This is a genomic window from Pradoshia sp. Z3_51, assembly GCF_058215915.1.
This window is the reverse complement of record NZ_JBZAJC010000010.1, coordinates 25,487-49,954: the sequence shown is the minus strand read 5'-3', so window position 1 is coordinate 49,954 and position 24,468 is coordinate 25,487. Positions and strand designations below refer to the sequence as shown.

The following is a 24,468-nucleotide window of genomic DNA, read 5'->3' as shown; positions in this document are numbered from 1 at the left end:
GGAAAGGGAGTTATAAAAGATGGACTTATTATTCTGGATAACTATTGGTTTCATAATAACGGGATTTGTTATTCTCATGAAAAAAGGTATGGAAAGTAAGGTAGTTTTTATAAAAGCCAATATAGAAGACGAGGAAAATTCATCAAAAGCCAAATCCGTAATTTTGTGGATATGGAGTACCGTTGCTTGGGGCATAGTGAGTATGTCTCTTGCGGTTTGGTGTTTTAAGAATTACTTTGGATAACTATTAGTTTCAAATGTATTTAAACTATCGGGGGCATTACTCATATCAAGGGCTGTGATCAGCTCTTTTTTCTTATGCTACTAAAGGGGCAGGGTAGTTGAATAAGAAATATAATATATAAACCTTTTTAAAAAAAAGTGAGTAATTACTCACTTTTTTTATTGAAAACCAGTTAACTTGGAATTATAATCAACCTAAGTGAGTAAACGCTCACTTTTGAAAGGAGGATTACATAATGAATGAAACTAATACTATTCAAATACAAGCAGTAACGAAAAGTTTCGGCAAAAAAGTGGTATTAAAAGATATCAACTTAGATATTAAACAAGGTAGTATCTATGGTTTTATAGGGCCTTCAGGAGCAGGAAAAACAACCTTGATAAAGTTGATTGTTGGAATGGACTTTCCTGATGAAGGTTCCGTCCATTTATTAGGTGAAAAAATGCCTAATTTAAATATCTTGCAAAAAATTGGCTATATGGCACAATCAGATGCCTTATATGAAGCACTTACTGGTAAAGAAAATCTTATGTTTTTCGCATCGCTCTTTAAGTTAGACAAAACTGAAAAACAGAAACGGATTACCTATGCAGCACAATTAGTTAACTTGACCGCAGACCTTAATAAAAGAGTGTCAGCGTACTCAGGAGGTATGAAACGTCGATTATCTCTTGCAATCGCTTTAATTCAAAATCCCCAAGTTTTGATATTAGACGAACCTACTGTGGGAATAGACCCTGAATTAAGATTAAGTATTTGGAATGAGCTGTTAAGATTGAAAAACGAGGAAGGCAAAACGATTATTGTAACGACTCACGTAATGGATGAAGCCGAAAAATGTGATTATATCGCAATGGTTAGAGATGGTTCATTCATAGCATCTGGAACACCTCGCCAATTGAAAGAACAATATAATGTCAATAGTTTAGATGAGGTATTTTTGGATGCTGGGAGGAAAGTACAATGAGAACAGTAGCACTTATTAAGAGGATTTTATTGCAAATACTTAGAGATAAGCGTACATTGGTTCTTCTCTTTGTTGCTCCATTATTAGTATTAACACTAATGAACCTAGTCTTTAATGGAAATACCGTTGATCCTGTTTTAGGAGCTGCTAATGGGAATCAGCAAATCATCGAAAAATTAGAAGACGCAGATATTGTAGTAAAAGAATATAACAAAGTTTCTAATGTTAAGGATATGATACTTGATAAAGATTTAGATGGTTTTTTACAAGTGGAAGGCGATCAAACAACCTTAACTTTACTGAATGATGATCCGACAATAGCAAAAAGCTTAGAAATGAAAGTAAAGCAAATTGATACTCAAGCAAAGCAATTAAAATTGATGGGGACTAACGCAATACAGAGTGAATTGCTCTCACAAGATTCCTTGAACACAAATTATGTTTATGGCAGCAGTGAAACAGAGCTTTTTGATACCTTTAGTCCTATTTTAGTCGGGTTCTTTGTCTTCTTCTTCGTCTTCTTAATCTCTGGCATAGGCTTATTAAACGAAAGAACAACTGGCACGTTGGAACGACTATTAGCAACCCCTATTAAAAGAGGAGAGATTGTCGCAGGATACCTTGTTGGCTATGGTTTACTGGCATTGATACAGACAGTTATAATCGTTTTGTTTGCGATAAATGTATTGGATATGGTTTTAGTTGGTTCCATTTGGACTGTTATGTTAATCAATGTCATCATCGCCCTTGTAGCCTTGTCACTTGGAATATTATTATCTTCTTTCGCAAGTTCCGAGTTTCAGATGATTCAGTTCATACCAATTATTATTGTGCCACAAATATTCTTCTCAGGTATTTTTTCCATTGAGGGAATGGCGGATTGGCTACAAGTATTCGCAAACTTTATGCCGTTGTATTATGCAGCAGATGCATTAAAAGGAGTAATGTACGAGGGCTTAAGTTTATCTGAAATTAGTAGTAATCTATATATTCTATTGGCTTTTGCAGCAGTATTTATCGTTTTAAATTTGTTTGCTTTGAAAAAGTATCGTAAGCTATAATACGGAAGCGATACAGCTTTACGCAAAGATGGTGATTTAAATGGTTAATAATAATCTACTGGATGAAATGGCTAAAATACTTGAAAAATCCAATAAACAAACGGTTAAGCAAAAGAAAATTATTGAGGTTGCTATCACTTCTTTTGCGGAAAAAGGATATTCAAATACATCAACATCTGAAATAGCTAAAAAAGCAGGCGTAGCAGAAGGAACAATTTTCAAACATTATGGAACAAAGGAAAATTTATTGTTATCTATAATGGTTCCTTTTCTAAAAGATTTTTTTCCTACGATGGCAGATGAACTCATTGGGGAATTAATGAATGATAAGCGTTCTTTTGAGGAATTCTTAAGAGTTCTTTTAACAAATCGTAGTGCTTTTCTTGCGGAAAATAGAGAAATATTTCAGGTGTTCATTAAGGAAATATTTTATAAAGAGGAACTTAGAAACGAATTCCTTCCCTTTGTTTTAGAAGTTGGATCCAATCACTTAATAAAAGTGATTGAAGCGTTTAAACAACGGGGCGAAATTAGAGATATACCGAATGAAATAATTTTAAAAATGCTAAGCACTGTAATAGGTGGATTATTTATTTCTAATTTTGCATTGTTAAATAAACATTCCGTGAGCGAAAATGAAATTGAGGAAGCTATATTTTTTATACTGAATGGGCTTGGACAATCTCCTCAATAGAGGGATTTTTCTTTGAAGATTATGGATAACAATAGACTTAAATAAAACCATCTCTTTTCATTTAAAGGCAGCTATAATTTAGTTGCCTTTCCTTTTTATATAGAAAAATGATGGAATTATGCCAATTCACATAATAAATATTGTGAATGTTTGTACTTAAACTAATGGGGGCATTGATCCAAGAAGAAGGATTAATGCCCTTTTCTGTTGAACTCCTTATTGTAGAAACGGGGCAGGTTAGTGAATAAGCAAAATTTTATACTGTTTTCTATAATCGCATTTAATGGCATAAACTTTAAAAGAAATTAAATTTTATTTCAGAGGTGAAGATAAATGAATACAGGTAGGTGGTTTTGGATTTTTTTTATATAATGATGATGACAGTATTTGGTTTTTTAGCATTTGACGATATAGCCTCAGTGTTAGTTTTTGGGTTTAGTGTGGGTGGTATTTTCGGTTGGGCAGTTACCGCTAAAAAAGGATAGTTTGATTGTTTATACAAAATGGCTTGTAAACTATTTTGTCGATCAGGGGGTAATATGGTGAGTGAAATAGATAAACGCAACAGATTAAGGGAAGAGCCATTCAATTACCAAATAACGAAAAAAGGGACAGTGATCATCTATTACGAAGGTAAGCAAATCAAAATTGTAAAGGATGGGAAGGCTGCGCAACTTATAGAAAAATTAAATGCAGCAGAAAATATAATGGAAGTACAGCTTTTATTAGCTAAAATTACAGGGAACTTTAAACACGGCAATGAAAAAACCGGTAAAAATAAATAAACAAATTCACTCCTCAGACATTTGGCTATGAAAGACACTGCTAGAAATTTATAAATAAGGATCTATTATATTTCAATGTTGATTATACAAAGACAGGACGGAAGTGAAAGATGGGCGAATCCTGCGGGAGCAGCGGGACAGTTTAGATCCCAAGTTATTAAGCTACGGGGGCTTTCGTTGAATAACTGAGACAGTAAAAAAGCTGTCTCTTTTTTATGTCCTTAGCAACAATCTTTACGAAAACAGCCTTTCCAATTAAATAAAATGGCCATTCGTAAAGGCTATTATCAAAAGTGGTAATTTTGGGGCTCTGTTATTGTATTTGGTGTATAGTGGTTTATCAGATAACGAGTGCATTAATCTAAGAAGGATTAATGCCCTTTTCTGTTGAACTCCTTATTGTAGAAACGGGGCAGGATAGCAGAAGAAGGAACTGGATTATTGTGGTAACATAATCTTAATAGTAGACCATTATTATGAGTTTACCAGAATCATTTTTAAAAGTTTTTTTATTATCGTACTAGCGGGACAGATTGCTTTAGAAATACCTCAATACCCATTAAATTAAAAAGTGGAGTGTAACTAATGTTGTTTTTACGTAGAATTACTTTTTTACGAGAAGAAGTACCTGATTTAAATACGTACCCATTCACTGTGCCTGCAATTAGAGGAATGAATACATTGGACTTAAAATGTGAAGTAACATTTTTTGTAGGGGAGAATGGTTCAGGAAAATCTACTTTGCTTGAAGCAATTGCTTACAAATGTGGGTTTAATACAGCAGGCGGAGGAATAAACAATATATACGATGTAGATTCATCCCACGCTGCTTTGGGAAAATACATTCGTTTGTCTTGGTTGCCAAAAATCAATCAAGGTTTCTTTTTAAGGGCTGAAAGTTTTTATCATTTTGCGTCTCATCTGGATCAACTAGCCAAGGAAGACCCGACTATTTATCAAGCATATGGAGGTAAATCATTACACCACCAGTCTCACGGAGAATCTTTTTTATCGCTATTTTTAAACCGTTTTTCGGGTAAGGGTATTTATATATTGGATGAACCCGAGGCAGCATTATCACCAGCTCGCCTATTAGCATTTATGAGAGTTATTTATCAATTGGTGAGTAGCGGAAACGCTCAATTTATCATCGCCACACATTCGCCTATTCTTCTGGGGTATCCAAACGCACACATCTTTAGTTTTGATTCCAATGTAATCGAAAGTGTCAGATATGAAGACACAGAACATTATCAAATAACAAAGGGTTTTTTAGATAGAAAGGAAAGGTACTTAGAAGAGTTATTTTTAAATGACGAGGATTAATAAAAATATAGCTTACTCCGCTAACAAAGACATTGGTCCAAGAAGGATTAATGCCTTTTTGTGTTGAATTTCTTATGGAAGTAACGGGCAGTTTAGCTCAAAAGAGATGGATGTAAAATAGTGGAAATAAGGGGTGTAGATAAGTATGATTGGCTCTCCTGAAATTAATAAAGTAATTCGAAAATCACTGTCCCCTATATTAAAAGAAAATGGCTTCAATAAGGTGAATACAAGGAATAACTGGCGTTGGATTGATCAATGCATTTGGGTGTTGAAAATCGGGGCTGTTGGTAACTATTTTTCTGAGGTTACTGGTTGGCCCCCTATGTCTATTCACGTAGAACTTGGTATATATTATGTCTTTATACCAAGGATAGAGGAAATAAAAAAAGGTACCAACGGTGAATTGCTTCCTAAAGAGTACCAATGTCATCTTCGAGAAGAGCTAAATTGTAATCTTAACCAATCCAACTACACTCGTCATTTAGATAACCCAGCTGATAGAACTCGAACTGACATTTGGTGGGTTGAGCCAGATGGGTCTAATGTTGATGAGGTAATAAAAGATATCGGTAAATCTTTTAAGAGCAAGTATACCGACTTCTTTCTGAAGGTGCCTGTTTTCATATCTCGAATAAATATTAGACAAAAGCAACAATCCTTACGAAAACAGGTAAAGATGTTGATAAACCCACCAACATCCCTTGTGTTGCCACATACACTCCACACACGTGGAAAGTGTAGCAAAATTAGTATTGAAATAAGGCAGTTGCCCTTTGGCGCTGCTTTTTTCTTTTCCCTGTAATTAGATTTAAGTACTGTACTTTTTCAATATATAGCAGTAGAAAATTTTCTTAATGATTTCAATCGGTAATACTATTTAAAAAAATTTGGTAGTCGTATCCTCATAATTCTTTCGCCTTTCAAGTCCAATACAGACCCATAAAAGCAAGCTATATTTTTCTATGTATTTATATCTACTCTCATTCTTAGCTCCCCTTTGCTGATTTCTATTCGGGAATATTTCCGTTTTCCTTGCTCTAAAGAAAACGTTCCCTTTGGGTTTAAAGTAAACTGCTAATAGACAAGTGAAAAAGGAGGGTATCAAAAAGAGCGAAACCACAGATGTGATTTCGCTTACTCCTTAACTATATCGCTTAATTCCATTGACCCGCTTTTTCTAATTTTTCTTTACCTTTGAACGCAATGATGATTAACAAGACACTTAACAGAATCATCCCTGCAACAGCATATAACACGTATAGATAGCTGCCCGTTGCATCAAATACAAACCCATAAGCAGGGAGCGCCGTAATACCTGCTAATGCTAATCCTAATGCTGCCGTTCCATAAATGGCGCCATATTCTTTCGTGCCGAAGATAGAAGTAGTCAATAACGGTCCTAGCGTTCCAACTGATGAAGAAACAAATCCAAATAATCCGATTGCCACTGAAAATACCATTGGATTGTCTGGTATGAAGATCAATAAGAAAACGGAAATCAATCCGACGAACATGGAGAAAAAGGTGGTTTTCTTTGCACCCATTTTATCGGTCAAGAAACCGAACACCAATGATCCAACTAAAACACCAAACATGAACACACCCATGACATTTCCGGCAAACTGGACATCATACCCAATGCTTTGTGCGTAAGGGGCAATAAATTGAGCAAAACTTGCAACCGCGGTAATTAAGAATAAAAAGAATAATAGAGCATAAAAGGCCAATGACTTTTTCGCCACTGCGGCTGTGACACCTTTGTTTTCTACCGTTTGTGCATCTTGTTTCGAATCGTTAGCTTCTACCTTGTCTAAGCCATAAGGTAATAGACCTTTTTGTAGTGGTGACATACGAATGAACAGTAAAACCACTGGTATTACAATGACAATCGCCGCAATCCCAACAATGATGTAAGAAGTTCTCCAACCTTGTGAGGCAATTAACGTTCCTACATTCGGTTGAATGATCGCCCCAAACATACCGCTCGCTGCCATCATAATACCAAGGGCTAGTCCGTTTCGTTTTTTAAACCATTGGTTTATAAGAACGGGACCTGCCAATTGTGTCACAAGAACACTACCGACAGACAGCGGAATCGCTAATAAATACCAGCCCCATACCGAATTCATCATTCCAAATAACGCAAATGCCCCACCTTGTAACAGAATGGATACAATCAAGACCATACGAATATCGTATTTACCCATTATCTTTCCGGCAAACGGCAAGAATACCATCATCGCAATGGAAGAGACACTCAAGTATAGGGTAAGTTGTCCCATACCAACGCCTAAATCTTCTGACACAGGTGTTAAAAATAAACTAGCAGCATTATTTATGCCACCACGTGCAACACCCATCATAATGGCTAACCCAAACAATACCCACCAAGCAAAATGAATTTTTTTCTTTTTCTGTTGCATGTTCTACCCCTCCTGTCCCTGTATAATTTTTTCTTTCCATAACCCTTTGCTTTCGCAAAAAAATATATCAGTATGTTCTATATTTATTTTACCTTATAAAAAAGGAGAGTTACAATTTTGACCTTCCTCTTTTTTATATACTCACATAATACCTTTATCGAAGCTTAGTAGGATTAACACCTGTTTTTAATATAGCTAATGAAAAGTTCAAAGATTTTACTCAGTATATTGTTGAATCGGCTATATCAATAAGATCAATAGAAAGTAAGATTGGCAATTTAAAGGTGAAGCAACATAAGAGACATTTGGGACTTGCAAATAATTTGGCTGTTAGAAGCCAACTTACGCTTTCTATATATTCTTTTAGGTTATTTAAAAACATCACCAACATCCCATGTGTTGTCAATTACACCCCACACACGTGGAAAGTGTAGCGAAGCTTATATTAAAATAAGGAAGTCAGCCCTTTTTTGATCTGACCCAAGAAAGTTAGAAATAAATAGTCATGCTGCTTTGAGGACCTGAGTCCGTTATTCAACCGGGTTTAGGTCTTTTAATTTTGCCTTCATTCGTTTGTGATTGTAATAATGTGCCATCCAAACTTATGAAAAAGTGGCTATAAACTATTCGATTGGTAAATTCGAAACGAAGGGATATGAATGGACATATAAAGCGGAGAGTAACTGTGTTTTAGCAAAAAGGCAAGCCGGTGAAGTGTTTACGATAAGTAAAATTTCACCGGCTTTTTTGCATGCGAAAACGTGAAAAGAAAGGCCTTGCTATATATAATATTTGAAATTGAAGTGAAGAGAGGGGGGAAATGAGATTAACTTTACGATTTGTCAGTAAATTCGAGGGCAATTACTATGAAAATTGCGGTACATGGAATTTATGGCTAACAGGGATCGGAAGCGAACGTTTTATTTATGCCCTCATAGCATTTTCAGCTCTTTTATCTGGTTATCCATTGTGTGGCCTAATGAACATGGTAAAGTCGCTTGAGCCTTGATGCATGCAAGTTCTGGGAATCTAATTGAAAATGCCCAAACAAGTCTGCATAGTTGACTACTTGGGCATTTTTACCTATGGAAAATCATTTGAACGAGAGCAAACGCAAAGAAATCCATTAGGTCCATCTGAAAATTCCACTAAGCCTTTGTATTGAATTTCATATGTTTAATACCAAGGAAATTTTGGAGATTTAAGGCTAAGCCTCCTAGAAGAGTAGCTCGTTCATTAAGTTTGCTGTTTCGAACAATTATACATTTAGAAAAAGTGCTATATAGATTATTTTTTAACATTGTCATCATTTCAGGAATTTCGCGGTAAAGAGAACTATTTAAAACGATAACCTCAGGGTCGTAATGGGCAATCATATTATTTATACCGAAACTTAAATAGCGTGTATTCTCCTTGACGACTTTTTTGGCATCAGTATCCCCATTGTTATAGTATTCTCTTAAAATAATTGCATTGACATAATCCATATCTTTTAATTGTGCAAAATATTCAAAGGAAGCTTTATTTGAGGCATAGGCTTCTAAACACCCGAGATTCCCGCATTTGCACTTCTTACCGCCAGCAGAGATAATTTGGTGGCCAATCTCTCCAGCGAACCCATGCGAACCAGTTTGTATAATTCCGTCTCGGACGATACCGGCACCTATACCTCCATGAATATTAATACTGATTAAACTAGAGGATTCAGATGTAAAAGTATACTCACCTAGCGCTGATAAGTTAGCTTCGTTTTCTAGAAATATAGGGTAATCAATTAGGCTTTCAGTTATTTCACGGAATCGAATCTTATCTAAATTGTAATGTGGAGTAAAAATAATATTTCCATTAAAAACAGGTCCATGAACAGCGATTACTACACCAATAATATCGTAGAGCGATTTAGGCTTTATCTTATCAAAAGAAGAGAATATCTCAGAAAAATAAGATCTGACGGTGTCTTCATTTAAGGTAATTGGTTTCTTCTCAATGTAGGAAATTTCTTCACCATCAAGATAAGTTAATAAGGCGCGAATGTAATTATATCCAACATCAATAGAGATAGAGAGACCGGATTTTCCATTGTATTGTAGCTTGATGGGTTTACGTCCGCCTAAATTACTGCTTTGACCACTGCCTGTTTCAGTGACTAAATTGTCATCCAGTAATTTCTTAACGATGCTAGAGACAGTAGCTTTAGTTAAACCAGTTATGGTAGCCAGTTCAGCTCGTGACACACCTAGATTATTAATAATCGTCTCCAGACAAAGGGATTCATTTTGAGTACGTATAATATAATGAGAGTTTTCCATATCATAAACACCTCCTTTGTTAATTTATTTATTAAACATACTAACTAATATACTAATAGATTTTTCATAAATTTACTAGTCATTTGTTGGAAAAGTAGTAATTTACTAGTCATTTGTTGGAAAAGTAGTAATTTAGTATAAATTTATTATAGTGCAAAAATTACTTGACTACTAAAATGAAAGCGACTACAATCAAGTTAGTAAAACATATAAACAAACTAACTTGCTTAGTTTGGGAGGAGGATTTCAGATGACTTATTTTCCGAATGTAGGAAAAATCAAGTATGAGGGAAAAAACTCAGATAACCCGTTTGCTTTCCGTTATTACAATCCAGAAGAGGTTGTGGCCGGCAAAACAATGAAAGAACATTTGAGATTTGCGGTCGCATACTGGCATACAATGACACAAGATGGTAGTGATCCATTTGGTTTGCCTACAAATCAACGAACTTGGTTTGGTGAAACAGCAATGGATACAGCTAGAAACCGTGTGGTCGCTTTCTTTGAAATTTTAGAGAAACTAGGCGTTGAATATTTTTGCTTCCATGATGTGGATATTGCGCCGGAAGGTAATTCTTTAGAAGAGTTCTATAGAAATCTAGATGAAATTACTGATTTGATAAAAGAACAAATGGATAGAACTGGAATCAAATTACTGTGGAATACCGCAAATATGTTTAGTCATCCAAGATATGTAAATGGAGCAGCTTCTACTAATAATGCAGATGTATTTGCTTATGCAGCGGCACAAGTCAAAAAAGGGCTTGATATTTCCAAAAAGTTGAACGGCGAAAATTATGTGTTCTGGGGCGGCCGTGAAGGCTATGAAACACTATTGAATACAGACATGGCTCTTGAACAAGATAATATTGCGCGTTTATTCAAGATGGCTGTAGCTTATGGAGAAAAGATTAATCATAAACCACAATTTTTGATTGAACCTAAACCAAAAGAGCCATCTAAACACCAATATGATTTTGATGCTGCTACCGCATTACAGTTTATCCAAAAATATGATCTTACTGGTGAATTTAAGCTGAACCTTGAAGCAAACCATGCTACACTTGCTGGCCACACATTTGAACATGAGATTGAAGTTGCACGCATAAATAATGCCTTAGGATCTCTCGATGCGAACCAAGGTGATGTTCTGCTAGGTTGGGACACAGACGAATTCCCAACAAATGTTTATGATGTTACGATGGCCATGTATGGTGTACTAGAAAATGGAGGAATTGCACCAGGTGGTATTAACTTTGACTCTAAAGTGCGTCGTTCCAGCTTTGAAATGGAAGATTTGTTCTTAGCCCATATTGCCGGTATGGACACATTTGCTAGAGGACTAAAAGCAGCGGCTAAATTAAAAGAAGATCGCTTCTTTGATAGTTTGAAAGAAAAACGCTATGCCTCTTTCTATGAAGGAATTGGAGCTTCCATTGTTAATGGCAAGGAAGACTTAGAAAGCCTGACAGAATACGCATTAAAATTAGATGACATCAAATTGGAATCCAGTCATATTGAATACGTGAAATCTCGCTTAAATGACTATCTATACTAAAAAGGATTTACATCTCCAGTCACAGTGTATAAGCTACTTAATCTTTTAAACCTATTATATAGTATTGATTTAACAGGGTACCGTCTTTATGGAATAGCGTATAAAGAACTTAAGAATGGAGTTTATCATGAAAATTACAAATCCTATTTTAAAAGGCTTTAATGCAGACCCTTCTATTATTCGCGTAGAAGATACCTATTATATTGCGACTTCTACTTTTGAGTGGTTTCCAGGTGTAAGGATTCATGAATCAAAGGATTTGATTCATTGGCAATTAGTTTCGCATCCATTATCAACTACTGAATTGCTGGATATGAAAGGAAATGCGGATTCTGGGGGAATATGGGCGCCAGATCTATCTTACGCTGACGGGAAATTTTGGTTAGTTTATACTGATGTGAAAGTGGTAAACGGTGCGTTTAAGGATTGTACAAACTATCTGACCACCTCAGAAAATATCCATGGCCCTTGGAGTAAACCAATCAAATTAAATGGAGTAGGCTTTGATGCTTCCCTTTTTCATGATGATGACGGGCGGAAATATCTGCTGCAAATGGAATGGGATCATCGAGAATACCATCATCCATTTAATGGTATTAAGTGCACGGAGTATTCTGTGCAGGATGAAAGCTTACTTCCAGAAACCGCAAAGATTATATGGAAGGGTACGGATGTAAAACTGGTTGAAGGTCCACATCTGTATAAATTATTCGGAAAGTACTATCTTTTCTGTGCCGAAGGCGGAACAACTTATACACACCAAGAAGTTGTAGCTAGATCTTCTTCGATTTATGGTGAATATGAAAGTCAACCAGATACGTTCCTGACCGCTTTTAATCATCCTGATCATCCTTTGCAAAAATGTGGGCATGGGTCTTTAGTGGATACACCGGATGGAGAATGGTATTTCGCCCATTTAACGGGACGTCCATGGCACCATTCTTACGAATCTAGCCATGATCCTCGTGGCTGGTGTACGTTAGGAAGAGAAACTGCGATTCAAAAAGTTGAATGGTCGAAAGATTTATGGCCAATGATTGTTGGTGGAAAACAAGGATGCGTTGAAGTGGAACCGCCTAAAAATGTGGTGCCAAATAGTTATCCTTCTAACTATTTGGTGATGGATGATTTTGATCAACCAGAGTTAAACATTCACTTTAACACTCTACGTGTACCATTTACAGAACAAATTGGAAAAATCAAAGATGGTCATCTTGTATTGATGGGTTCTGGAAGCTTAACTAATCTGCATGAAAATTCACTTGTGGCTAGAAGATGGCAGGCATTTGAATTTGAAGCAGAAACAAAATTAAGCTATCACCCAACAACTTTTCAACAAATGGCTGGACTGACTAATTACTACAATAGTCAGCATTGGTCCATGGTTCAAGTAACCTGGAACGAGCTTAATGGTCGTGTAATTGAAGTGACTGAGAATAATCGTGGTGTACTCACTAGCTATTTAAAGGAAAGGGCAATTGCCATTCCAGAAGAAGTTCAATATGTTTACTTTAAGACGGTTGTGAAGAAGAGCTATTATACATATGCTTATTCATTTGACGGATTAACGTGGATAGATATTCCTGTCCAATTGGATGCCAAGATCCTATCTGATGATTATGTGAATCAAAGCTATGGCGGTTTCTTTACAGGTGCATTTGTAGGAATGGTGAACGTAGACTATTCTGGTTATGAGCTAGAAGCTAAATTTGATTACTTCAAGTATCAAGAAAAATAAATAAATTGTAGCTCTTAGTTACTTATTTTCTGAGAAAGGAGGATTAAGATACCATGAAAGATGAGATTTTATTTTCAATGACTGGTATTGAAAAAAGTTTTGGCAAGGTTCATGTATTAAAGAATACTCAATTTGAAGTCCGTAAGGGCGAAATTCATGCATTGATGGGTGAAAATGGTGCTGGCAAGTCTACCTTGATGAATATTCTAGCGGGACTATTAGATAAGGATGCTGGTGAAATTACTTTTGAAGGAAAACAGATAAGCAAAATGACACCAGATCTTGCATCCGAATTAGGAATTGCTTTTGTACATCAGGAATTAAACTTAGCAGAGGATTTATCAGTTGCAGAAAATGTCTTCATCGGACGTTTGCCGTATATCAATAAGTTTCTTGGGATAATTGATTTTAAAAAATTATATGAAGATACACAGTACTGGCTGAATATGGTTGGAGCTAAGGTGAAACCTACAGATCTTGTAAGCTCTCTTTCTACGGCAAATAAGCAGTTGATTGAAATTACAAAAGCTTTGAGCTTGAATGCTAAAGTAATTATTTTTGATGAACCAACAACGTCTCTTTCTGATAAAGATGTAGAAGTATTATTTATTATTATCCGTCGCCTAAAAGAGAAAGGCTTTTCGAGTATCTATATCTCTCACCGCATGAGAGAGATCTTTGAATTATGTGAACGGATTACAATCATGCGTGATGGAAATTACATTGCGACGGAGGAAGTAAAGAGTTTATCAGAAGACCAAATTATATCCATGCTTGTTGGTAGGGAAATAAAGGATTTATATCCCAAACAACCTACCGATATTGGACCTGTGCGCTTACATGTGAAAAACTTCACATGTAAGGCCGGGAAAGTAAATGATGTGAGCTTCGAAGCAAAGCGTGGAGAAGTAGTAGGATTTGCGGGGTTGGTTGGTAGTGGTAGAACTGAAACGATGCGATTGCTTTTTGGAGCTGATCGCCTAAAATCGGGAGAAATCACTATTGATAACCGTAAAGTAACCATAAAATCTCCAGTAGATGCAATTAAGAATGGGATTGGATTATTGACGGAGGATAGGAAGCACCAAGGGCTTTTCTTGGGACTATCAATTAAGGACAATATCACAATTACTAGCTTGAAACAATTCCTTCTCAATCAGAAGCAATTAGTCAAAATCACCAATGATTCCGTTGAAGAGGTGAATATAAAAGTTAGTGACATCGATAATCCAGTTTCTAGTTTATCAGGGGGAAATCAACAAAAAGTCGTACTGGCTAAATGGTTAAATGCGGATAATCAAATTTATATTTTTGATGAACCGACAAAAGGAATTGATGTAGGTGCAAAATCAGAAATCTATGCAATTATTAATCAGCTTGCTCTTCGAGGGAAAACCATTTTGATTGTTTCTTCGGAAATTCCTGAATTATTGGGTACTTGCGATCGCATTCATGTCTTCCATGAAGGAAAGATAACCGGTGAGTTAATTGTTTCTGATTATAAGAATAGAAAAGATGAAGCACAAGAATTGATTATGAAATATGCAACTGGGAGTCAATGATAAATTTCTTATCCTAGGGAGTCGTTCATCAAATCATACTTACTATGAATGATAGGAGCAAAAACATGGAAAAAGCGGGAAAAAGAATAGACTTAAAATCCCTATTTATGAATTATTCAGTGTATATAGTTTTAATCGTTCTACTGGTATACTTTTCAATCGCAAATAGTGATTTTCTTAGTTCATACAATATTGAGAATTTCTTGCAACAAATACCACCTGTAGGAATCTTAACTGTTGCATATGCCATGATTCTGATTTGTGGTTATGTTGATTTATCGATTGGTTATGTAGCAATGGCCTCTGGTATGGTAGGTTTATATGCTGCTAATAGCGGGCTTCCAGCGCCTGTTGTGATCCTCCTTGCATTGATGACAGGTGCAATATTAGGAACGATGAATGCTTTGTTAATCAAAAAGTTCGACTTACCTTCATTTATTTTGACTTTAGGTTCATGCTATGTAATTAAAGGTATGCTTGGATTTTTCACGAACGAACAATTTATTGGTTCAGAAGCAGAGTGGTTAAGTGGATTAGCCAAAACACCTATTGGTACTGAAACTGTAAAAAGTAACACATTGATATTCATTGTGATAATCGTATTATTTGTCTTTATCATGAAAAAGACACGTCTTGGAAAAAATACATATGCTGTTGGTTCTAATCAGGAGGCAGCACGCCTATCTGGTATCAATACGGACCTTCATATTGTCAAGGTCTTCATTATTGAGGGTATTCTAGCAGCAATTGCCGGTCTATTGATTGTGTCTAATTTAGATGGCGGTGCTTCAAAAGATGCCAATGGTTTGGATTTATTCGCCATGGCAGCTGCGATAATGGGCGGTACATCATTTAGTGGCGGTATTGGTACTATTGGCGGAGCTGTAGCTGGGATCATGACTTTGCAGGTATTCAAAAACGGATTAACTCTTATGGGAGTGAATTCTTTCTTGCAGGATACGGTAACAGGTCTTGTAATCATCCTGGCAATCATCATAGATTACTTCAAACGCAAAGCAAGTCGCTGATCTTGTTTTGAGCAAAAGGGTAACAAATAAGAATTGGAGTTTATTTCTACTCAAATAGATAAGGTAAAGGAGATAGTCTATCATGTTGAAAAAAGGGAAAAAACTAGTTACTGGACTCACTATTGCAACATTGTTATTAGCTGGATGTGGGAAAGAAGAAAACACTGCGAGTGGAGCTGAGGATAAGTCCTTGTATTTTGTTCCTATCGTAGATACGGGTGCCTATTGGAATCCGATGAAAAAAGGAGCAGAGGATGCAGCGAAAGAATACGGTTACACATTAGTAACGAAAACCTCCCCATCCGCTGAGCCAAGTAAGAAAGAAAAACATATTGGATTTATTAAGGAAGCAACAGCAAAAGACGTTGCAGGTATTGCAGTTGCGCCTATTGAAAAGAAAGCATTTGTTTCTCCAATCAAAGCAGCAATGGATAAAGATATCCCTGTAATCACTTTTGATGCAGATTTAGAAAATGAGGCAGATCGTACAGCTTATGTTGGAACAGATAACGTATCTGCCGGTAAAGAATTAGGGGTTCAAGCAGCTACAGAAATGAAGGAAAAAGGGATTACAAGCGGTTCAATTGCAATTGTTTGTGTAGACGTGGCACAGCCGACGATGATTGACCGTGAAAAAGGGATAAAAGAAGGCTTTGAAGAAGTTTATGGAGCTGACGCGAAGAATTTCAAATTCTTAGCTACTATCCAGGATAATGACCAACCATCTGAATCTAAGAAGCAATTAGAAGGTTATATTTCTGCGAATAAAGATTTAGTAACTGTATTCTCACTTGGTTCTGAAGGTCCAGATGTAGGTGTTATGAGTGCAATTCAATCACAAGGAAAAGCTGGAAAAATTCTTCATTATGGATTTGACTATACTGATACTTGGTTAAAAGGTATTGAAGATGGCCGTATTACTGCTATTGTTGATCAGGATGCCTATCAAATTGGTTATCAAGTAATTGAAAACCTAGTAAAAGTAATCGATGGTGAAGAAATTGATTCTACAATTCCAATTGACGTTAAATATGTTAAAGCTGATGATTTGAAAGAATATGGAGAAGGAAAAAGTAAAGTAAAAACTAGCTCTACTGACGATGCAGAATAATAAGTATAGTTCGTCATTTGGAAGATAAATAGAATGAGAGATAAACAGACTGTTTATCTCTCATGTATTAGAATGATCGTTTAGAGGTGAAAAAATGGCATACGTCTTAGGGCTAGATTTAGGTACTAGTGCAATAAAGGGATTATTAGTAAACAAAGATGGAAATCTGGTTGCAGAAGCGACGGCAACATATCCATTGGATACCCCGCAAATAGGATTTAGTGAGCAAAATCCAAAGCATTGGATAGAAGCTGCCAATCATGTAATGCTTGAGCTTTTAGAAAAGGTTCCTGATATGAAAGAGTTGTTAGAGGGAATTAGCTTTTCTGGGCAAATGCACAGTTTGGTATTGTTAGATGAGAAAGATAAGCCACTACGTCCGGCCATTCTATGGAATGATGTTCGTACCACCGAACAATGTAAGGAAATTAAAGAAAAAGCAGGGGAACTGATTCTTTCCCATACTAAAAACATTGCATTAGAAGGGTTTACTTTGCCTAAGATCCTATGGGTTCAAAAGCATGAGCCGGAAATTTGGTCAAAAGTTAAACGCATACAGTTACCTAAAGACTATTTACGTTTCTGGTTAACTAATCAATATCATATGGACTTTTCAGATGCCGCTGGTACCTTGATGTTAAATCAGGATACAAAGGAATGGGATCATGATATTTTAAGCAGATTTGATATTCCAAAGTCAATTTTACCAGATGTCGTACCTTCAACTAAAGTCGTTGGTTTCTTGAAGCCCGAGCTGCAAGAATATTATGGTTTTTCTCGTGACGTCAAGATTATTACGGGTGGAGCAGATAATGCATGTGCTGCAGTTGGAGCTGGTATTTTGCAAGAGGGTATTGGTATGTGCTCTATTGGAACCAGTGGTGTTTTTCTCTCATATGAAGAAGATGCCAAAAAGAATTATCAAGGAAAATTGCATATGTTTCATCATGCTATGGATGATGCAAACTATTCAATGGGTGTCACCTTAGCTGCAGGAAATAGTTTAAACTGGTTTAAACAAAATTTTGCACCAAATCAATCATTTGGGGAACTTTTAGCTGATATTAATTCTGTGGCTATTGGCAGTGATGGGCTTCTTTTTGCTCCATATATTGTTGGTGAAAGAACACCGTATAGTGATAGTCAGATTCGCGGAAGCTTTATTGGAATCGATACACATCATCAATTAAAACATTTTGCAAGAAGTGTATTAGAAGGTATTACTTTCTCTTTGATGGACTCAAAAATAATCATGGAGGAAATTGCAGATAAGAAATTCGATCGTATTGTGTCAGTGGGCGGTGGAGCCAAAAATAATGACTGGTTACAAATGCAGGCGGATATTTTTGATACAGCCGTTGTTAACTTAACGACAGAACAAGGGCCAGGTTTAGGAGCTGTAATGCTGGCAGCAGTTGGCTGTGGCTGGTTCTCTGATTTAAATGATTGTGCAGCGCGTTTTGTTTCTTATAAAGAAGAAATCATACCTAAAGCAGAGAATGTAGAAAAATATAAAGAAGTTTATGCGCGTTATCGCAAAGTATATGAAGGAACAAAAGAGATTTGTCATAGTTACTTTGGCAAATAAGGTCTGAGGTATAACAAGTAAGATGAACTGGTTTAACGTTTGATGGGAATTGGAAGGAGATCTTATAAATGACAAACTTTGATTCGAAAGATTATTTAGCAAAAGTTGACGCGTGGTGGCGTGCTGCTAACTATATTTCAGTAGCACAAATGTATTTAAAAGATAACCCACTGCTTAGAGAATCAATTCAAGAAAAGGATATAAAAACCCACCCAATTGGGCATTGGGGGACAATTTCTGGTCAAAACTTTATTTATGCACATTTAAACCGTGTTATCAATAAATATGATTTAAATATGTTTTACATAGAAGGCCCCGGACATGGCGGTCAAGTGATGGTAGCGAATTCGTATATTGATGGCAGCTACACTGAAATATACCCGGAAATTACACAGGACGAAGCGGGTTTAAAAGAGTTATGTAAAATCTTCTCTTTTCCAGGAGGTATAGCATCACACGCAGCACCTGAAACACCTGGATCTATTCATGAAGGTGGAGAACTTGGATATTCATTAGCACATGCGACAGGTGCCATTTTAGATAATCCGGATGTAATTGCAGCAACTGTTATTGGTGATGGAGAAGCGGAAACAGGCCCGTTAGCAGCAGGCTGGTTTTCAAATGTATTTATTAATCCAGTCAATGATGGAGCTGTCTTGCCAATTCTTTACCTAAATGGCGGGAAAATTTCAAATCCGACTATCTTAGAGCGTAAATCAGATGAAGAGTTAGCGCAATACTTTAAAGGTTTAGGCTGGGATCCTATTTTTGTTTCTGGAACAGACCCGGAAGTAGTCCACCCATTAATGGCTGAGCAATTAGATAAAGCTATTGAGCAGATTAAAGCTATACAAACCGAAGCTCGCCAAGAAAAGGCTGAGGTAGCCCAACTCCCTAACTGGCCAGTTCTCATCGTTCGTACACCAAAGGGATGGACAGGCCCTAAAGAGTGGGATGGAGAACCAATTGAAGGCGGATTTCGTGCCCATCAAGTGCCAATTCCAGTAGACGCTCATCATATGCAGCACATTGATGCGTTGATTGATTGGTTGAAATCCTATCGTCCAGAAGAGTTATTTGATGAAAAAGGTGCAATTGTTGAGGAAATTCGTGAGATTTCACCAAAAGGCGATCGCAGAATGTCTGCTAATCCAATTACAAATGGCGGCATTGATCCAAAACCAATGAAGATTACGGATTGGAAGCAATATGCGATTGATACGACGAAACCTGGAGCAGTAGTCGCACAGGATATGGTGGAATTCGGCAATTTTGCAAGAGATCTAGTTCTGGCAAATCCAGATAATTTCCGGATATTTGGGCCTGATGAATCCAAATCGAATCGCTTAAACAAAGTTTTTGAAGTAACGAATCGTCAATGGTTAGAAGCCAAACATAATGATTATGATGAATGGATCGCTCCGGCTGGTCGTGTAATCGATTCACAGTTGTCTGAACATCAATGTGAAGGTTTCTTGGAAGGGTATGTTTTAACTGGGCGACATGGGTTCTTTGTAAGCTATGAGGCATTTTTGCGTGTAGTAGATTCAATGATTACCCAACATTTTAAATGGTTGCGTAAGGCTAAGGAACAATCATGGCGTAAGAACTATCCATCATTAAACTTGATTGCCACTTCAACTGTTTTCCAACAGGATCATAATGGTTATACACATCAAGATCCAGGATTGTTAACGCATTTAGCGGAAAAGAAACCGGAATTCATTCGAGAATATTTGCCAGCGGACACTAATACAATGATGGCTGTCATGGCAGAGGTTTTGAGTTCAGAAGAACTAATTAATCTGGTTGTTTGCTCAAAGCATCCACGTCCGCAATTTTATTCTGCCGAAGAAGCGGAAATTTTAGTGAAGGACGGCTTAAAAATAATTGACTGGGCATCCACTGAAATTGATGGTGAAGATCCAGATGTTATTATTGCAGCGGCAGGAACAGAGCCTAATTTAGAAGCCTTAGCTGCTGTTACAATACTAAATAAAGCATTCCCTGAACTTAAAATTCGTTTTATCAATATTGTAGATATTTTAAGATTACGCCATCCTGATATTGATCCAAGAGGTCTAACGGATGAAGAATTTGATCAGTATTTCACGAAAGATAAGCCTGTTATATTCTGTTACCATGGTTATGAAGGAATGATTCGTGATATTTTCTTTGATCGTCATAATCATAAACTATATATTCATGGTTATCGTGAAAATGGTGACATTACAACACCATTTGATATGCGTGTTTATTCTGAAATGGATCGTTTCCATGTTGCAAAAGATGCAGCTAATGCAGTATATGGTATGGGAGCAGCAGATTTCGCAAAACAAATGGATGAAACAATCAGCTTCCATCATAGCTACATTCGTGAGCATGGAGTAGATATTCCGGAAGTTATAAATTGGACTTGGGGATTAGAAAAAAAAACAGCTTATTAGAGCTTAATAAATGATTTCATAAAAACTCCCTTAGATTCAGCAACAATCTGAATCTAGGGGAGTTTTTTGATTCATTGCTGACATTATCCTTTTTGTTCTTGCCAGTTATTCCTTCGTTAAAGCTTACAAATCAAGGATTGTTAGATGTTGATACATTTACGTTTGTGGATGTAAGTGTGTAAATTAAACGAAGAGGCCTCTCGAAAGTCTTCAATCATGCTTGAGAGGTCTGTTTCCACTTGTTTGTAGCTAAATGCGTATGAATCATTCACGTAAATTTGTTCAACAATCCATCGAATGCGGTATCTACATATGTAGTTAAGTTAGTGGGAAATTCTTTAATAATCGGGTCTTCTCCGGTATTGGCAGGATAGTAAGGTGTGCATTAATAGTACAGTCATAGATGCAAGGTTCTGGTAAATAAATTGTCCTGCTACATTGTGTTTAAACGCAATGGTACATCACCATACTGCTAAAGCTCGAATAGCTGGTCTTATCGTATTAAAGACGTGAGGTGACCTCAAAAAGTTAGAGTTATAATGAAGCAACTGGTTGGCTGGTATGAAGACGGTATTCAACCGGAATCATACCAACCAATTCTTGCTTGATGCGTTTTGTATTGTAATAGTTAATGTATTTGTTAATCTTATTCTTTAATTCTTCATAGGTACATAAAGGTTCTCCATAATACATCTCTTGTTTCAGTACGCCAAAAAAGTTTTCCGTCGGTGAATTGTCCAGGCAGTTGCCCATATGGGACATACTTTGGAATACTTGTCCATGAAGGTACTTCTGTACAACTTTGTATTTAAATGATTCGCTGTATTTAGTCAAAATAAAACACCCCTAAAGTTAGTTTTTTTAACTCTAACTTTAGGGGTGGACTTCAATGTGTCTTTCGACTTTACAAGGTTGCCCGGTTTTGCGCCAAATCGCCACAATACTGCCAGTTGTTCAGGGAAAGGAAGATGTATGCCATTGTAGAGAAGTATTTTTGCTAATGAAAATATATTAATGAACTATAGGATAGAACGAATTGAATTGAAATTATTTGATAAAATATTCAGAGAAATATTACTATAATTATATAATATATTAGTATGATTTATACTGTGTTGCTTAATTCATAGGTGCTCCATGCGCCATGCTATTACACCATATGGCATTAGGAGCATATTAATTACTTGGGGCAAATTCAGAACAAGGAGGTGGACATTATGCAGGAGAGATTTCCGGGTATCGTGTGGTTTTGCGATCGCTGCAATGCTTGCCTGAGCGAGCAGCCGGGTTTTGATGACCATCACTATGTTTGGAAATGTACAGAGTGTGGTCATAAGAATAGCATTTCTTCGGATACAATCTATGAATCTAAGGATGATTTCAGAAATTATGACGGTTAAGTACAATTGGCTTGGGATTTCTTGAGTAGACTGCTTTATAAATATAAAGGAGGGTAAGCAATGGCTAATTTAAAATTTCCAAGAAGTGGACGATTTGTTCCATTCGGTGTACTTAATAATGAATCTGATAAATCTAAAGAATTAGGCGAGTATGATGGTATCAATGATATTGAAGATATAGACGATATTGAAGAATTAGATGAGTCATTAAGTGTTTACGAAGCAGCGGAGATATGGGCTTCTCACGGGAAAGATGAAGATTATATGTTTGGTTATACTGAAGAAGAATTGGAAGATGCTCTTTAAAATACAGCACCCTGCTAGCTTTATATAGTTAGCGGGGTGTTAGGCATCTTAGGGGTTTGCATTCCATTCTTGTAGGGGAACTACATATCCTATTTTGAATAAATCGATACATAATAAGCAACCGGCCTATACTAATGATTTTTTATAAATGGCCAAAAAGAAATTGATGGGACTTCATACACATTGGTTCCAGGTCTAATTGATTCACATGTCCACATTGAATCTAGTATCCTCGGTGAAATGCGTGACAAGTCCGGGGAAATTCGGAGGAAAAGGGTTTATGGCCTGGACATACTCGGGCTATGCCTGGCCTATCCCTGATCAAAGGAAGGTCAAATGCTATTCAAGTCCATATGAAGTATGAATCAAACTCCTTCATCCCTATCCATAAAATACAAATCACATTGCCCCCCTCTTATTAGGGATATTTCGTTTTTTTGTCAATTTTATGCATGTATTCTTCTGTAATATTCGTGTTTGTTGTATTAATAGCGAATATTAATCGTTATTTTTTAAAAATCGTACGGATTTTTTATTGACGAACTTACCTCTTGTTGATATGATTGGTTTGTACTGATTAATGTTATTTTAATATAATATAAAGGCTATGACTTAAATATTTCTGCTGGGGCATTATGAATAGTGTAAATAGATTTTTTCAGTTGGAATTGGATATGTTCTATAGCCAGAAGAAAAAATTAATAGTAAAGATGATATAGGAGGATAATATCTTGAAGCGAAATGCAAAGAAATTGGTTATGTTAGTATGTATTGCCCTACTGACTTTTGCTATGGCAGCATGCGGGAAAAGTGAAGATAAAGAATCCGGAAGTAATAAAGATGGATTAAAAATTGCGATTGTAACAAGCCTAACTGGTGTTGACGATGGCAACTTTAACGAAAATAACTACAATGGTATTTTAAAATTCATCGAAAACCATCCAACAGCTACTGTAAAAGCTATTAAAGAAGAAACGGGTGATCCTGCTGCGGGAGTACAAGCCGTTGCTGATATCGTGGCAGATTATGACGTGATTGTAACACCTGGCTTCCAATTTGCTGGAGTTTCCAGTGTTGCTTTAGAAAATCCTGATAAGAAATTTATTTTAATTGATTCTGAGCCTACACCTGTAGGTGACCAAAAAACGTTCGATAATATTTACTCTATGACTTTTGCCGAACAAGAAGGTGGCTTTTTTGCCGGAATGGCAGCAGCACTTGAAACAAAATCAAATAAAGTTGCAGTCGTAAATGGAATTGCTTATCCATCAAATGTAAACTATCAATTTGGTTTTGAATCTGGCGTAGAGTTTGTTAATAAAAAGTATGAAAAAAATGTTGAGGTTGTTGAGTTATCTGGATATGCAGGAACTGATGTCAACGGAGTGGATGTTGGCGGTAACTATGCAGGATCTTTTGGAGATGAAGCAACAGGAAAAGTAATTGGTAATGCATTGATTAAAAAAGGTGTAGACCAAATCTTTGTTGCAGCAGGTGGAACGGGTAACGGTGTGTTCACTGCTGTTAAGGAAGCGAAAGGCGATGTTAAAGTAATTGGTTGTGACGTTGACCAATTTGATGATGGTGTAAATGGTTCTGAGAACATTGTATTAACATCTGCAGCTAAATTTATGGGCATGAACGTTGAAAAGCAATTGAATGCAATTGTTGACGGAAGCTTTAAAAGCGGAAACGTAGTTCTTCATGCAGATTCAAATTCTACTGGATTTATAAAAGAAGAAGGACGTCACCAATTATCAGAAGATACCCTTACGAAAATGAATGAAGCGTACGAGTTAGTGAAAGAAGGCAAAATCGTGCCGGCATCTAACTTTAATGGTTATACGCCAGAAAAATTCCCAGGGTTGTAATATTCATTAGAAAAGCATGATGGAATAATCGTTAGAAGTTTATCCCT

At 36.4% G+C, this 24,468-nt stretch carries 21 protein-coding genes and 1 pseudogene; 19 read left to right on the top strand and 3 right to left on the bottom strand.

Annotated features, from left to right (window positions below; translation table 11 throughout):
* Positions 1-19 precede the first annotated feature (19 nt).
* The 7 genes from AC4BHA_RS15500 (at position 20) to AC4BHA_RS15470 (ending at position 5,882) form a co-directional block, all read left to right on the top strand.
* A complete protein-coding gene (locus AC4BHA_RS15500; RefSeq protein WP_490558882.1) occupies positions 20-244 on the top strand; it encodes a hypothetical protein in 225 nt (74 codons plus the stop codon).
* Positions 245-479: 235 nt separating this feature from the next.
* The gene (locus tag AC4BHA_RS15495) at positions 480-1,211 is read left to right on the top strand and encodes an ABC transporter ATP-binding protein (protein ID WP_490558881.1); all 732 of its coding nucleotides are present in this window, start codon (positions 480-482) and stop codon (positions 1,209-1,211) included.
* Positions 1,208-2,272, top strand: coding sequence for an ABC transporter permease (locus tag AC4BHA_RS15490; RefSeq protein WP_490558880.1), 1,065 nt, complete (start codon positions 1,208-1,210; stop codon positions 2,270-2,272). Before AC4BHA_RS15495 ends, AC4BHA_RS15490 begins: the two co-directional genes overlap by 4 nt.
* Positions 2,273-2,312: 40 nt before the next feature.
* A complete protein-coding gene (locus tag AC4BHA_RS15485) occupies positions 2,313-2,966 on the top strand; it encodes a TetR/AcrR family transcriptional regulator (RefSeq protein WP_490553181.1) in 654 nt (217 codons plus the stop codon).
* 539 nt (positions 2,967-3,505) lie between these two features.
* Positions 3,506-3,751 (top strand): hypothetical protein, encoded by a 246-nt coding sequence (locus AC4BHA_RS15480; protein WP_490558879.1) that lies wholly within the window; start codon positions 3,506-3,508, stop codon positions 3,749-3,751.
* A gap of 588 nt (positions 3,752-4,339) precedes the next feature.
* The gene (locus AC4BHA_RS15475; protein ID WP_490558891.1) at positions 4,340-5,077 is read left to right on the top strand and encodes an AAA family ATPase; all 738 of its coding nucleotides are present in this window, start codon (positions 4,340-4,342) and stop codon (positions 5,075-5,077) included.
* Positions 5,078-5,222: 145 nt separating this feature from the next.
* Positions 5,223-5,882 carry a DUF4304 domain-containing protein gene (locus AC4BHA_RS15470; protein ID WP_490558878.1) on the top strand — a complete coding sequence of 220 codons (660 nt, stop codon included), beginning with the start codon at positions 5,223-5,225 and terminating at the stop codon, positions 5,880-5,882.
* 352 nt (positions 5,883-6,234) lie between these two features.
* On the opposite strand, the gene AC4BHA_RS15465 is transcribed toward AC4BHA_RS15470, so the two are convergent.
* Entirely contained in the window at positions 6,235-7,503 is a 1,269-nt protein-coding gene (locus AC4BHA_RS15465) for an MFS transporter (protein ID WP_066108425.1), read from the bottom strand.
* An 820-nt stretch (positions 7,504-8,323) separates the two neighbouring features.
* On the opposite strand from AC4BHA_RS15465, the gene AC4BHA_RS15460 reads away from it, so the two are divergent.
* Positions 8,324-8,512 carry a hypothetical protein gene (locus tag AC4BHA_RS15460; RefSeq protein WP_066108423.1) on the top strand — a complete coding sequence of 63 codons (189 nt, stop codon included), beginning with the start codon at positions 8,324-8,326 and terminating at the stop codon, positions 8,510-8,512.
* A 139-nt stretch (positions 8,513-8,651) separates the two neighbouring features.
* Here the strand turns inward: AC4BHA_RS15460 and AC4BHA_RS15455 are convergent, their stop codons facing one another.
* Complete coding sequence (locus AC4BHA_RS15455; protein ID WP_066108420.1) at positions 8,652-9,812, bottom strand: ROK family transcriptional regulator; 1,161 nt, start codon at positions 9,810-9,812, stop codon at positions 8,652-8,654.
* Positions 9,813-10,062: 250 nt separating this feature from the next.
* Between AC4BHA_RS15455 and xylA the strand changes: the two genes are divergently transcribed.
* From xylA to AC4BHA_RS15415, 8 genes and pseudogenes are all read left to right on the top strand, one after another.
* Positions 10,063-11,370, top strand: coding sequence for a xylose isomerase (gene xylA, locus AC4BHA_RS15450; RefSeq protein ID WP_066108417.1), 1,308 nt, complete (start codon positions 10,063-10,065; stop codon positions 11,368-11,370).
* Between the two features lie 127 nt (positions 11,371-11,497).
* Positions 11,498-13,108 (top strand): glycoside hydrolase family 43 protein, encoded by a 1,611-nt coding sequence (locus AC4BHA_RS15445; protein ID WP_490558877.1) that lies wholly within the window; start codon positions 11,498-11,500, stop codon positions 13,106-13,108.
* Between the two features lie 53 nt (positions 13,109-13,161).
* Positions 13,162-14,670, top strand: coding sequence for a sugar ABC transporter ATP-binding protein (locus AC4BHA_RS15440; RefSeq protein ID WP_066108411.1), 1,509 nt, complete (start codon positions 13,162-13,164; stop codon positions 14,668-14,670).
* 65 nt (positions 14,671-14,735) lie between these two features.
* Positions 14,736-15,698, top strand: coding sequence for an ABC transporter permease (locus AC4BHA_RS15435; protein WP_077248174.1), 963 nt, complete (start codon positions 14,736-14,738; stop codon positions 15,696-15,698).
* 82 nt (positions 15,699-15,780) lie between these two features.
* Positions 15,781-16,809 carry a sugar ABC transporter substrate-binding protein gene (locus AC4BHA_RS15430; protein WP_066108405.1) on the top strand — a complete coding sequence of 343 codons (1,029 nt, stop codon included), beginning with the start codon at positions 15,781-15,783 and terminating at the stop codon, positions 16,807-16,809.
* A gap of 94 nt (positions 16,810-16,903) precedes the next feature.
* A complete protein-coding gene (gene xylB / locus AC4BHA_RS15425; RefSeq protein ID WP_066108401.1) occupies positions 16,904-18,397 on the top strand; it encodes a xylulokinase in 1,494 nt (497 codons plus the stop codon).
* A 68-nt stretch (positions 18,398-18,465) separates the two neighbouring features.
* The gene (locus AC4BHA_RS15420; RefSeq protein ID WP_066108398.1) at positions 18,466-20,844 is read left to right on the top strand and encodes a phosphoketolase family protein; all 2,379 of its coding nucleotides are present in this window, start codon (positions 18,466-18,468) and stop codon (positions 20,842-20,844) included.
* Positions 20,845-20,888: 44 nt separating this feature from the next.
* Positions 20,889-21,026 (top strand): annotated as a pseudogene (locus AC4BHA_RS15415) (adenine deaminase C-terminal domain-containing protein); the annotation flags it as partial.
* Positions 21,027-21,378: 352 nt separating this feature from the next.
* On the opposite strand, the gene AC4BHA_RS15410 reads toward AC4BHA_RS15415, so the two are convergent.
* Positions 21,379-21,678 (bottom strand): IS3 family transposase, encoded by a 300-nt coding sequence (locus tag AC4BHA_RS15410; RefSeq protein WP_066108397.1) that lies wholly within the window; start codon positions 21,676-21,678, stop codon positions 21,379-21,381.
* Positions 21,679-22,061: 383 nt separating this feature from the next.
* Between AC4BHA_RS15410 and AC4BHA_RS15405 the strand changes: the two genes are divergently transcribed.
* The 3 genes from AC4BHA_RS15405 to AC4BHA_RS15395 all read left to right on the top strand — a co-directional run bounded on the left by AC4BHA_RS15405 (position 22,062) and on the right by AC4BHA_RS15395 (position 24,421).
* A complete protein-coding gene (locus AC4BHA_RS15405; RefSeq protein ID WP_066108395.1) occupies positions 22,062-22,244 on the top strand; it encodes a Sec23/Sec24 zinc finger-containing protein in 183 nt (60 codons plus the stop codon).
* A gap of 60 nt (positions 22,245-22,304) precedes the next feature.
* Positions 22,305-22,550 (top strand): hypothetical protein, encoded by a 246-nt coding sequence (locus AC4BHA_RS15400; protein ID WP_066108394.1) that lies wholly within the window; start codon positions 22,305-22,307, stop codon positions 22,548-22,550.
* A gap of 731 nt (positions 22,551-23,281) precedes the next feature.
* Entirely contained in the window at positions 23,282-24,421 is a 1,140-nt protein-coding gene (locus tag AC4BHA_RS15395; RefSeq protein ID WP_217491086.1) for a BMP family lipoprotein, read from the top strand.
* The last annotated feature ends 47 nt before the right edge of the window (positions 24,422-24,468 follow it).

Bases quoted from the DNA above. Each gene is read 5' to 3' on its own strand.
- AC4BHA_RS15500 (WP_490558882.1), top strand. From the start codon at position 20: ATGGACTTATTATTCTGGATAACTATTGGTTTCATAATAACGGGATTT.
- AC4BHA_RS15495 (WP_490558881.1), top strand. From the start codon at position 480: ATGAATGAAACTAATACTATTCAAATACAAGCAGTAACGAAAAGTTTC.
- AC4BHA_RS15490 (WP_490558880.1), top strand. From the start codon at position 1,208: ATGAGAACAGTAGCACTTATTAAGAGGATTTTATTGCAAATACTTAGA.
- AC4BHA_RS15485 (WP_490553181.1), top strand. From the start codon at position 2,313: ATGGTTAATAATAATCTACTGGATGAAATGGCTAAAATACTTGAAAAA.
- AC4BHA_RS15480 (WP_490558879.1), top strand. From the start codon at position 3,506: ATGGTGAGTGAAATAGATAAACGCAACAGATTAAGGGAAGAGCCATTC.
- AC4BHA_RS15470 (WP_490558878.1), top strand. From the start codon at position 5,223: ATGATTGGCTCTCCTGAAATTAATAAAGTAATTCGAAAATCACTGTCC.
- AC4BHA_RS15465 (WP_066108425.1), bottom strand. From the start codon at position 7,503: ATGCAACAGAAAAAGAAAAAAATTCATTTTGCTTGGTGGGTATTGTTT.
- AC4BHA_RS15460 (WP_066108423.1), top strand. From the start codon at position 8,324: ATGAGATTAACTTTACGATTTGTCAGTAAATTCGAGGGCAATTACTAT.
- AC4BHA_RS15455 (WP_066108420.1), bottom strand. From the start codon at position 9,812: ATGGAAAACTCTCATTATATTATACGTACTCAAAATGAATCCCTTTGT.
- xylA (WP_066108417.1), top strand. From the start codon at position 10,063: ATGACTTATTTTCCGAATGTAGGAAAAATCAAGTATGAGGGAAAAAAC.
- AC4BHA_RS15445 (WP_490558877.1), top strand. From the start codon at position 11,498: ATGAAAATTACAAATCCTATTTTAAAAGGCTTTAATGCAGACCCTTCT.
- AC4BHA_RS15440 (WP_066108411.1), top strand. From the start codon at position 13,162: ATGAAAGATGAGATTTTATTTTCAATGACTGGTATTGAAAAAAGTTTT.
- AC4BHA_RS15435 (WP_077248174.1), top strand. From the start codon at position 14,736: ATGGAAAAAGCGGGAAAAAGAATAGACTTAAAATCCCTATTTATGAAT.
- AC4BHA_RS15430 (WP_066108405.1), top strand. From the start codon at position 15,781: ATGTTGAAAAAAGGGAAAAAACTAGTTACTGGACTCACTATTGCAACA.
- xylB (WP_066108401.1), top strand. From the start codon at position 16,904: ATGGCATACGTCTTAGGGCTAGATTTAGGTACTAGTGCAATAAAGGGA.
- AC4BHA_RS15420 (WP_066108398.1), top strand. From the start codon at position 18,466: ATGACAAACTTTGATTCGAAAGATTATTTAGCAAAAGTTGACGCGTGG.
- AC4BHA_RS15405 (WP_066108395.1), top strand. From the start codon at position 22,062: ATGCAGGAGAGATTTCCGGGTATCGTGTGGTTTTGCGATCGCTGCAAT.
- AC4BHA_RS15400 (WP_066108394.1), top strand. From the start codon at position 22,305: ATGGCTAATTTAAAATTTCCAAGAAGTGGACGATTTGTTCCATTCGGT.